At 29.5% G+C, this 9,317-nt stretch carries 7 protein-coding genes; 2 read left to right on the top strand and 5 right to left on the bottom strand.

The annotated features are described in order from the left end of the window. Nucleotides 1–117: 117 nt before the first annotated feature. The 4 genes from HMPREF2897_RS00665 to HMPREF2897_RS00650 all read right to left on the bottom strand — a co-directional run bounded on the left by HMPREF2897_RS00665 (nucleotide 118) and on the right by HMPREF2897_RS00650 (nucleotide 4,822). Nucleotides 118–468, bottom strand: coding sequence for a DUF4889 domain-containing protein (locus HMPREF2897_RS00665; RefSeq protein WP_002447204.1), 351 nt, complete (start codon nucleotides 466–468; stop codon nucleotides 118–120). A 190-nt stretch (nucleotides 469–658) separates the two neighbouring features. After that, nucleotides 659–1,081 (bottom strand): pyridoxamine 5'-phosphate oxidase family protein, encoded by a 423-nt coding sequence (locus HMPREF2897_RS00660; protein WP_070592441.1) that lies wholly within the window; start codon nucleotides 1,079–1,081, stop codon nucleotides 659–661. Nucleotides 1,082–1,153: 72 nt separating this feature from the next. Next, nucleotides 1,154–3,259 carry an AraC family transcriptional regulator Rsp gene (gene rsp / locus HMPREF2897_RS00655; protein ID WP_070592439.1) on the bottom strand — a complete coding sequence of 702 codons (2,106 nt, stop codon included), beginning with the start codon at nucleotides 3,257–3,259 and terminating at the stop codon, nucleotides 1,154–1,156. 1,185 nt (nucleotides 3,260–4,444) lie between these two features. Further along, nucleotides 4,445–4,822 carry a YbgA family protein gene (locus HMPREF2897_RS00650; RefSeq protein ID WP_002447208.1) on the bottom strand — a complete coding sequence of 126 codons (378 nt, stop codon included), beginning with the start codon at nucleotides 4,820–4,822 and terminating at the stop codon, nucleotides 4,445–4,447. 153 nt (nucleotides 4,823–4,975) lie between these two features. Between HMPREF2897_RS00650 and HMPREF2897_RS00645 the strand changes: the two genes are divergently transcribed. Further along, nucleotides 4,976–6,421 (top strand): sucrose-specific PTS transporter subunit IIBC, encoded by a 1,446-nt coding sequence (locus HMPREF2897_RS00645; protein ID WP_002495938.1) that lies wholly within the window; start codon nucleotides 4,976–4,978, stop codon nucleotides 6,419–6,421. An 89-nt stretch (nucleotides 6,422–6,510) separates the two neighbouring features. Here HMPREF2897_RS00645 and HMPREF2897_RS00640 read toward each other — a convergent pair whose 3' ends face one another. After that, nucleotides 6,511–7,458, bottom strand: a complete 948-nt coding sequence (locus HMPREF2897_RS00640) for a magnesium transporter CorA family protein (protein WP_002438349.1) — start codon at nucleotides 7,456–7,458, stop codon at nucleotides 6,511–6,513. 612 nt (nucleotides 7,459–8,070) lie between these two features. Between HMPREF2897_RS00640 and HMPREF2897_RS00635 the strand changes: the two genes are divergently transcribed. Continuing rightward, the gene (locus tag HMPREF2897_RS00635) at nucleotides 8,071–9,315 is read left to right on the top strand and encodes a copper resistance CopC/CopD family protein (protein WP_237451721.1); all 1,245 of its coding nucleotides are present in this window, start codon (nucleotides 8,071–8,073) and stop codon (nucleotides 9,313–9,315) included. Nucleotides 9,316–9,317: the final 2 nt, after the last annotated feature.

Here is a 9,317-nt window from a genome sequence, read left to right as displayed (position 1 = left end):
ATAGTGGCTCTTATGCATTTTTAAAAAATGTAAATTTAAAAAGCACAAAAATGACTTTTTAGTTTAAAATCATCTTTGTGCTAAATTGTTCTAATTTAAATGCAAGTTTTAATACTTCTACATTCCGTGGTTCATATTACCCATATCATGGATTTTTGACATTAAACCATGAGGTACGTCATCGTGATCAACTTTCTTAACTTTAGTAATTTTTCCAGTCTTTTCATCTTTAAAAAGCATGACAAAATCTTCTTTATTAACTGACACATTAGCATCTTTTGGTAATTCTACGTTTTTTTCAATCTTTTCATTTTTCGTATTAATCATTTTATCGATAGTCGTGCTATCTTTCATAATACCGTAGTATGAATCTTTTTTACCACCCACGAACATCATGATTACTAGTACAATACATACAATAACCATAACTGCGATAAGGCCTATACCTAATCCTTTTTTATTTTTCATTATTGAAAACTCCTTTATCTATATTAATTCATTTATACATAATTTTAATTCATTTTGCAATTATATATTGTAGTATAAAGAAAATAAAGTTTATAAAATGGAGCTTGATGATATGATTGACAAAAAATGGACAATAAATAACCGCATCATAATCTAAAATGATTACAATACGGTAAATTTTGATATGACTTTATAATTCAATTGTAGCTGGCGTATCTAGTTCATCATCATTCATTAATTTAATTGAACGCGGTATAACTTTGAGTACACATAATTCTAAATCTTCTTTTGAATTGAAAAATGTTTTGTCTTGAGTTTCCCATAACCAATCAATAACTTTTTGATCTTTGACAACTTCTATAGTGGCATCTATTTCAACAAAGCTATTATTTGTTGTTTCGTTATAGCCTAATAAAATGTGAGCATCAGGATTATTTTCTATTTCTTCGACTTTTAGTGAATTGATATTCGTTTTTGTATATAAGTTTAAGTCATCATTGTAAAAGACCATATATCTGCTATTAGGTTTATTATGATGTGCAGTTGATAGGACACCAATTTTTGAAGAACTTAATACCTTTTCTATTGCTCTTGTCACTTGTTGTTTATTCAAAATTATCATCTCCTTATTATTGTGTATATCCTTATCACACATAATTTAAACGATACAACCTTATGATGATTTTTAAGAAGGTTTAAAACAAATATATTTGACTTCATCGTGTTTTAAGGTGACTTGGAAAGGAAGATGATGGTCATGTTGTATAGCTAATTCTGTTTTTGGTTGATTTGATTTATCAAGTTCATCAAGAATACTACGTTCAATATAAAATTGTTGTTTAGTTTCTGGTAGAAGATTTTGAATTGCGCCATGCTCATGATTTAACGTTTTAATAATAATTAATGAGTTGGTTGATAATGTATTTTTAAATACGTAGCGCTGTTGACTATCAGATAGATAACGATCATTTATTTTATTAAATAGTAAAAAGTGATAGTTACCATCTTTGCGACTCATTAAAAAATTGTTGGCTATCTCTAAAGGTTCATTTAGAAATGATTCAATTAATTTATATAGGTGCATGAGAGGTAGAGGACTACCATAACGATTAAATAAGGCAATAAAAGGGCTCTCATCTTCTATCAGTTGATAACTTACACCACCCCCGTAACGCATTAATGCGACTAAATGACAAACAAGGTCAGATAATTGAAGTGGATAAGTACCATTATTTGTATATTTAAAACACTTTAAAGATAAATTATTGTAAACAAATTTAGTTGAAGGTATACCAGAATCTAATATAAATTGTTTATAATTTTCAAAGTGTGTGGACGAATGTAAGTACGATTTACGTTTGGTAATTAATGAGTTTTTGGTTTCTAGATTTTCAATGTCTATAAAATAATAATCGAAATTCAATCGCTTCATCATATCATAAGTTCGATCAATAGAAGAATTTTGGTGTAGTAATCCTTCAACAGTTATACTATAACGAATAGCCTTATTTTTATTTTTAATTTTTAAATGGCATAAATGTATATCATTCACTGACATATTCTCAGTTTCAAAGACTAACATAAATTTAACCATTTTTTTGTTCATTTTATAATCTTGGTGGCTATTAAGAAATAATAAAATTATTTCTTTGATAGATTCAAATTCATTTGTAGATGTTAATCTCATGGCTAAACCTATATTTTTTTCGAATAATTTTTCAAAGCATCGATTTAATAAGTTAAAGTTCACCTCTCGCGTCGAAATATCAGTAATATCATTGATAAAAATTACAGCTTGTGGCATGGAGGTAAGATCAATGTTGTAATATTCATTAAAAACAAATTGAAATAATTCGTTGAAATTTTGAAAACGTATAAACGCTTTAGAGTTTTTAGTCTGATCTTGAGGATAAAATTCATTGATATCCCTTTCAGTTGTTTCAGTAGCCAAATGATCACTAAACTCAAATTGATTAATTAATTCAATATATTGTGAAAAGTCAGTATCACTAAAACTTATCGAAGGTAAGGGGTCTAACTTAGAGTTAATTGTTCGGTATTGTTTTGGGCTACAACCTAAATAATTTTTAAATTGATTTGTAAAATTGGTATGACTACTAAATCCAGATTGTTCTGAAATAGCGTTAATCGAGTCCTCAGATGAAAGTAGTCTTTTTATAGAGTCAATCACTTTTAAACTTGTAAAATAATCTTTAAAGTTCATATTAAGATATCTTGCAAATAGGTTAGAACAATAAGATTCAGATATATTACAGTGTTGAGCTACTTCTCGTAGTGAGAGTGACTGTGATACTTTTGAATGAATAAATGTTAATCCTTCAGTAAACACTGAATGATTAACTGCAATTTGAGGAATATATTTTTTCTTATATCGAATGACTGCTTCTTTTAGAAGCGTCTGTATTATTTTAGAGATGGATTGCTCATCTTGATTTTCTCCTTTTATTAAATGTTGAATAGCTTGTAAAATAATTGTTTTAACAAAACTGCTTGATTGTAATAAATGCCTGTCAAAATAACATTTAAAAAATTTATTATCTTTACTATAAAAATAAATAACTGGAATAGAAAGTAATACGAGATTCGAAGCACTATTAATAAAATAGATGTCAGATTGATTAATGATAGCTATATGATTACCTAAATCTTTTGTTTCACCATTAATAGTGATTTTTAAGTCATTTGTAAGTGAAAACATTAGAATAATTCTATTAATATTGCGTTCAGGGGGAGAATGATATTCTTTATATATATTTAAAAAACATGTCATTGTATATTACATTAGCTCCTTGAATGAATTGAATAACTAAATTTAAATGTGACCGTGTATATCTATTTCGCTCAATTATTTAGTTGTTTTGATAGAATAATAAATGTAATTATAAGCGATTGATAAAGAAATAGTAATAGTAAAAAATAAAATTTTTCTTGGCTAAATACAGAAAATTGTTAGAAATTATAAGTTTCGCACAATATAAAAGTTGATTTAGGAATATAGGGTCATTATTTTGGAAAATTTAGATAGAGTCAAAAAAAGATTTTTACTACATAATTAATGTTAGATTTCGTTTCCTTTTAAAAATCTAAAAGAGCAATTTAGAGGTTTAGGGGAAGTTCGAATGAATTATAAAACGAAGTCACTGTAATTAAATGTACGCTGCTCATTTCAACGTTAATCGAAAGAACAATAAAAGGGATATCGACCATAACAAGACTCAACATGTTAGATGTGTCATTATTTAGTACTTATTACTAATTGAGTAAAAATGTTTCATGCTTATGTAATCTTTTAAAACTTTTCCAATTACATCAATGAATTTAACAACTAGAAAACACAAGCACCATGATCTGAAAACAACTCCATTAAAATTCTATTTCTTGATTATTAATTTTTTAAATTAAGATGAATAAACATTAGTATATGGGTAGTTTTGATGAAAGTTAAACATTTTATTTCAACATCAAGAATCAACATCGATGCACGTTTTAAATGTACCATAAGTTTATGTTCATTATTGAAGTAGCAACAATTAGAATTTTGAATTAAAATGACTCTCCCCCAAAGTAACATTTAATTTAAATTTTAAACATTGTCATGGTGTTCGTCGTAAAGTTTTAGATTTTATTAAGTATTCATATCGCTTTTAATTCTTTTCAACAAATAGTTTAAGGACATAGTCTCAAACATACTTATAAACTCCATTGTCTTATAAACTATAAATGTGAGTGATTTGATGAGTATCATTCTCATATAGATGTCATCATCTATAGGCGTACATTTTCGCAAGATTTTCTGTATAAACGATATGTACAGATTTTAAACTGCCTGCAAAGTTTTAAACCACTGTGCCGGCAGTTTTTTTATGTTCAAACCAAATATGACATATAAATAAAGATGTGTTTTTACGTATTCATCTTGTATGACGTAACATAATTGTTAAATGATTTTGTCACTTCATTTTGTAATATTGAGTATAGTACTTTGTTGTAAGTACTCGACAGCATATTTATCTGCTAAATTTTTTAAAAAAGACAACAGTTCAAAATAGTCAATTTGATTTTCAATATACAACTCCTTTAATTCTCGACTATGTTGTTTTTCATATTGTGTACATTGTTTTTTGAAGTACCCCCACATATGTTCAAAAGCATTGATGACTGAGCCTTTGGTCGGTGTAATGGTTAAAGCGTGCGCAATATGTTCTTCCACTTCATCCAATGTGGTAGGTGATTTTAGTAACGTTCTTATCGAATGATATGCATTTTGATCATGAAATAACACACGATATTTTTCTTCACGCCACAATTTTTCTATTTTTCCGCGTTCTTTCAACTAAAGCCCCTCCATAGTGATATTGATTTAACTGCAGATATTAAAGGTAGTTTAATATTTTTCAAGAAAAATGAATAGGGGTATTGTGTAAATGATTGGAACCGGTTACAATATAAGTAAGTGATTGGAACCGGTTCTAAAAGGAGGATGAATATGAGTTATAAAAAATCTGCTGAAGAAATACTTAAAGCAATTGGTGGTGAAGAAAATTTAGATGCAATGGCACATTGTGCAACTCGATTACGTTTAGTACTGAACGATGAGAGTAAAGTAGATGAAGATACCTTGTCTAATATGGACGTCGTCAAAGGAACATTCTCTACAGGTGGTCAATACCAAATTATTATAGGTTCAGGGACAGTAAATAAAGTATTTAATGAATTAGAAAAAATAACTGGAAAAGAAGCATCTACGACTTCAGAAGTTAAAGATAAATCATCTAAGCATATGAATCCTTTCCAAAAATTTGTGAAAATGTTATCTGATATCTTTGTTCCTATTATTCCGGCTATTGTAGCTGGTGGTTTGTTAATGGGATTAAATAATATTTTCACAGCTGAAGATTTGTTCTATGATGGTAAATCTATCATAGATGTGCATAGTCAATTTTCTGGCTTGGCTGATATGATTAATATATTCGCAAATGCACCTTTTACGTTATTACCAATACTTATTGGTTTTAGTGCAGCTAAGCGATTTGGTGGCAATCCTTATTTAGGTGCAGCGCTAGGTATGATACTCGTTCACCCTGGATTGATGAGTGCATATGATTTTCCAAAAGCTTTAGAAGCAGGAAAAGTTATTCCACATTGGGATGTCTTTGGGCTACATATTAATGAAGTTGGTTATCAGGGACAAGTATTACCTATGCTCGTAGCAACATATATTTTAGCTACAATTGAAAAATGGTTACGTAAGGTTATTCCAACTGTGTTAGATAATTTATTGACACCATTATTATCAATTTTTATTACAGCATTTATAACATTTTTATTTGTAGGGCCTGTCACTCGTCAATTAGGTTATTGGTTATCTGATGGATTGACTTGGTTATATGAATTTGGTGGCGCTATTGGTGGACTTATATTTGGTTTATTATATGCGCCAATCGTCATTACAGGAATGCACCATAGCTTTATTGCAGTTGAAACGACATTAATTGCTGATGCGACTAAAACTGGTGGCTCATTTATCTTCCCAATCGCAACTATGTCAAATATTGCACAAGGTGGTGCAGCTTTAGCTGCATTCTTTATCATTAAGCAAAATAAAAAATTAAAAGGTGTTGCTTCCGCAGCAGGTATTTCAGCTTTACTAGGAATTACAGAACCAGCAATGTTTGGTGTCAATCTTAAATTGAGATATCCATTTATAGGTGCTGTTGCAGGATCAGGTATAGGTGCTGCTTATATTTCATTCTTCAAAGTAAAAGCGATAGCACTTGGTACAGCTGGATTACCAGGATTTATATCTATAAATCCTACACACGCTGGTTGGTTGCATTACTTAATAGGAATGATAATTGCATTTCTTGTTTCAGTTGTCGTCACTTTAGTACTTTCTCGTAGAAAAGCAAATAAGACAGCTGTTGAATCATAGTAGGGACTTAAAATTTTGACACAATTTTAAATATATAATAATACCCTTAGTTAGATTGAGTGACAATCTATAACTAAGGGTATTTGTTGTTATAACTTTTGTTTTTTCCATAAAAAGATACTAACGATAGCTACTAGAATAAGTGAAATTCCTACAACAATAATCCAAGACACGTAACTATGATCGTCAATTGGTAAGGGTACATTCATACCAAAAAAACTAAAGACGAGTGTAGGAAGGGTCAAAAGAACCGTAAACAACGTTAATGTTTTCATGATGTTATTCATATCATTAGATAATAATGAAGCATACGAAGAAGTGATACTCTCAAGTATTCGTTGATGTAATTCAGTTGTTTCAATAGCTTGGTTGTTTTCTATCACCAAGTCTTCAAGTAGCTCTTCATCCTCTTCAAAACGTTTGATTGCAGGAAGACGAAACAGTTTTTTAATAATTGTGTCGTTACCTTTTAGTGCAGCTAAGAAGTATACTAAACTTTTTTCTACTTCCATTAGTTTAAAAAGCTGTTTGTTTGTAATGTTATTTTTGAGTTCTCTTTCAATACGAATCCTAGATTTATTCAGCAATCTTAAATTTCTATTGTAGTGATTAGCTATTGTTGTTAGTATTTCAAGTGCAAATCGACTGTGAAATTTTAAGTTAATATCTTCTTGTTTAGCAAAGTTTTCTAAAAATTCATTTTCAGCATCGCAAACAGTCATAACGATACCATTTCCAATAATAATGCCTAATGGGATGGTCACAAAGGACAAGACACGTCGATTGGTAGAATTGACGATAGGTAAGTCAATAATAATTAGCGAGTATCCAGTATCTTCGTCATATTCAATACGTGCACTCTCTTCAGAGTCTAACGGATCTCGAATAAAATCCTCAGGTATATTGTAAAATTCCATCAAACCTTCAATTTCTTCTCTATCTGGTTCTACTACATTTATCCATGAAGCGCTATGATTGATTTCAGTTTCAATAATTTGTGAAGGATGATGAAGTGCGTGTTTATAAGCTGTAATCATAATTAATAGTTCCTTTCAAAGTCCACTAGAATAAGGATGATACTAAAGTTAGTTAAATAAATTTTAAACTTTTAAATTTGTGGCATCAAACTTCTTAAACTTCGGACATAATTTTTAAATATCATACTCTCTTGGTCTAAATATGATATATAAAGTTGAATCACATTCATATTGTATAGTTAGTTATAAGAAAAGCAGATGAATTTTGCTATATTATCAATCTAGCTACTAATAACTTTAGATTGTACATTAATCATTAAATATATAATTTATCTTTAAGGCATATGCAGATTGCTTAAGATTTAATAGTATGGTTAATTATAATAAACTTTATACAACTTATTCAATCTTCGAATTTTTGTTGATCACTTAGTAAGGTGATTCTAAAATGAGTAAACTTTATTTTATATTACAAATTGCCATTTTGCTACATTCTTAATTGATTTATTAACTTTATGATTTATCTATACTTGTATTTAGTTTACTAGTTAAAATTTCTATTTTTATATTTGTGTCTAATTCGAAAAAATTAGAATAGTTATTGTTAAAACAAGTGATTATGTCTAATATGAAAAACGGAGCAAAATTTTTGTATGAAAGGAGGAGGGTTCGGTGTTAAAAATAATGTCTAAATTTAGTGCTACGTTAGTTATTATGTTTTTAATAACTTTATCACCTATTTTTCAATATCAAGCTTCTGCACATGCGACTTTAGAAAAATCAATACCACAACAGCAAGGGATTATTAAACACAAACCAGAAGTAATCAAGTTAGAGTTTAATGAACCTGTGAATACCAAATACTCAAGTGTGACCTTATTTGATGATAAAGGTAAAAAGATTAAAGACCTTAAACCAATCACAACTGGATGGTCACAGACAGTCGTATTTTCATCTGATCAAATTGTTAATGGGACGAATACAATTGAATGGCATACGGTATCTGCGGATGGACATGAAGTTGGAGATACGTTTGAATTTTCAGTTGGAAAAGTGACGGCTAAAGATGTAGATACATCTTCTCCTTTTTATGAACAGTCTAAATTTTGGTTTGGATTATTAAGATATGTTACAGAAGGTGCAACCTTTCTACTTATTGGCTTGTTTTGGTTAAATGGTATTGCTAAGAAACGAGGATTAAGACAATTTAATGTGTTACCAAAGCAATCAGGAATTGCATGGATTATGGCTATGTCAGTACTCGTGAGTCTCGTTGTTTACATGATGACACTCACATCTGATATATTAGAAGATATTTTATCATTTAAATTAGAAGTGATAATGCAATTTCCATATATATTAAGCTCTATTTCACTAATCATTTTGTTTATACTTTTCGTATTAAAGGATATGGAAAAAATATGGTACTGGCTCATTTCAATAATTATGATTGCTGTGATAAGTATGTCTGGACACGTGTGGTCACAACAAGTGCCATTATGGTCAATCATCATAAGAACAATTCATCTTATAGGGCTAACGTTATGGTTAGGTTCACTCGTATATCTCATTTGTTATGCTATTAAAGTGAAAACTGATCAGTTGACGAATGTAAGACGCATGCTTTTAAAAGTTAATATCATTGCTGTGATTATGATCGTTTTTCCAGGGATTTTAATGGCTATTGATGAAACGAATATTTTAACACTTTGGAATAACATCAAAGCGTGGTCCATATATCTTATTATAAAAATTGTGGGAACAATGACAATGATGCTGCTAGGTTTGTATCAGACGATGCGAGCTTTGAAACAGCACCAACAGGTCAATCGTTATGCGCTTATATTTGAGTTGTTAATCGGTATTATTTTAATTTTTGCAGGTATTATGATGAGTCAAATGAATATACCTAGTTAAGG

Origin of the sequence: Staphylococcus sp. HMSC065D05 (assembly GCF_001813195.1) — a bacterium.
Classification (GTDB): domain Bacteria; phylum Bacillota; class Bacilli; order Staphylococcales; family Staphylococcaceae; genus Staphylococcus; species Staphylococcus epidermidis.
Note: the sequence above shows the minus strand (reverse complement) of the source record. Positions and strands in the feature narration are given on the sequence as shown.

What these genes read in the sequence shown, in the direction of transcription:
- HMPREF2897_RS00665 (WP_002447204.1), bottom strand. Translation starts at nt 468, where the DNA reads ATGAAAAATAAAAAAGGATTAGGTATAGGCCTTATCGCAGTTATGGTT.
- rsp (WP_070592439.1), bottom strand. Translation starts at nt 3,259, where the DNA reads ATGACATGTTTTTTAAATATATATAAAGAATATCATTCTCCCCCTGAA.
- HMPREF2897_RS00645 (WP_002495938.1), top strand. Translation starts at nt 4,976, where the DNA reads ATGAGTTATAAAAAATCTGCTGAAGAAATACTTAAAGCAATTGGTGGT.
- HMPREF2897_RS00640 (WP_002438349.1), bottom strand. Translation starts at nt 7,458, where the DNA reads ATGATTACAGCTTATAAACACGCACTTCATCATCCTTCACAAATTATT.